1 protein-coding gene is annotated in these 1,628 nt (G+C 69.3%); it reads left to right on the top strand.

Features of this window, described 5'->3' with window-relative positions; translation table 11 throughout:
- On the top strand, window positions 1–1,619 hold a 1,619-nt coding region (locus tag ACJOT3_RS34420), incomplete at its 5' end, for a nitrite/sulfite reductase (RefSeq protein WP_406977316.1).
- Window positions 1,620–1,628: the final 9 nt, after the last annotated feature.

Genomic DNA, 1,628 nt, shown 5'->3' with positions numbered 1-1,628 from the left:
CCCTCGGCTACCGCGAGCCGCTGAACAAGAACGAGGAGAACAAGAAGAACGACGACGGACTCCACGTCCGCGATCGGATCATCAACATCTACTCCAAGCGGGGGTTCGACTCGATCGATCCCGCCGACCTGCGCGGCCGTTTCCGGTGGTTCGGCCTGTACACCCAGCGCGCCCCCGGCATCGACGGCGGCAAGACCGCGGTCCTGGAGCCGGAGGAGCTGGACGACCGCTACTTCATGCTGCGGGTGCGCATCGACGGAGGCCAGCTGTCGGTGGCCCAGCTGCGCGCCGTCGCCGGGATCTCCCGCGACTTCGGCCGCGACACCGCCGACATCACCGACCGGCAGAACGTCCAGTACCACTGGATCCGGGTCGAGGACGTGCCGGAGATCTGGGAGCGGCTGGAGTCGGTGGGCCTGTCCACCACCGAGGCCTGCGGTGACACCCCCCGTGTCATCCTGGGCTGTCCGCTGGCCGGGGTCGCCGAGGACGAGGTGCTGGACGCCACCCCCGAGGTCTTCCAGGTCTACGAGGACCACATCGGCAGCCCTCTGTACTCCAACCTGCCGCGCAAGTTCAAGTCGTCCATCTCGGGCTGCTCGGTGTACTGCACCAACCACGAGATCAACGACATCGCGTTCGTGGGCGTGCGCAACGAGGCCGGCGAGGCTGGCTACGACCTGTTCGTCGGCGGCGGGCTGTCCACCAACCCGATGTTCGCCCAGCGGCTGGGCACGTTCGTGCGCCCGGACCGGGTGAGCGAGGTGTGGGCGGGGGTCTGCGCGATCTTCCGCGACTACGGGTACCGGCGGCTGCGCACCCGCGCCCGGATCAAGTTCCTCATCAAGGACTGGGGCGCGGAGAAGTTCCGGCAGGTGCTGGAGGAGAAGTACCTGGGGTACGCGCTGCCCGACGGCCCGGCCCCGGTGCTGGACCAGGGCCTGCGCCGCGACCACGTGGGCGTGCACCGCCAGCGCGACGGCAGGTTCTACGTGGGGTTCGCGCCCAAGGTGGGCCGGGTCTCGGGCACGTCGCTGGACCGGATCGCCGACATCGCCGAGGCGCACGGCTCCGACCGCGTCCGCACGACCGCCGACCAGAAGCTCGTCATCCTCGACATCGAGGGGGACCGGGTCGAGTCGATCACCGCGGCCCTGGAGGCGGAGGGCTTCCAGGTGCACCCCAGCACGTTCCGCCGCCAGACCATGGCCTGCACCGGCATCGAGTTCTGCAAGCTCGCGATCGTGGAGACCAAGGACCGGGCGGCGACCCTCATCGACGAGCTGGAGAAGCGGCTGCCCGACTTCACCGACCCGCTGACCATCAACGTCAACGGGTGCCCGAACTCGTGCGCGCGCATCCAGGTCGCCGACATCGGCCTCAAGGGCCAGCTGGTGATGAACGACCGCGGCGAGCAGGTGGAGGGCTACCAGATCCACCTGGGCGGCGGCATGGGCCTGGACGCGGCCTTCGGCAAGAAGATCCGCGGGCTCAAGTCCACCGCCGAGGAGCTGCCCGACTACGTCGAGCGGGTGCTGCGCCGGTTCCAGGACCAGAAGAAGGACGGGGAGTCCTTCGCGGTCTGGGTGGGCCGGGCCGCCGACGACGACCTGAAGTAGTCCCGGGCG

The organism is Nocardiopsis protaetiae, from assembly GCF_045446735.1.
Taxonomy (GTDB): domain Bacteria; phylum Actinomycetota; class Actinomycetes; order Streptosporangiales; family Streptosporangiaceae; genus Nocardiopsis; species Nocardiopsis protaetiae.
The sequence above is the reverse complement of the archived record's forward strand: the minus strand, read 5'-3'. Positions and strand labels throughout refer to the sequence as shown.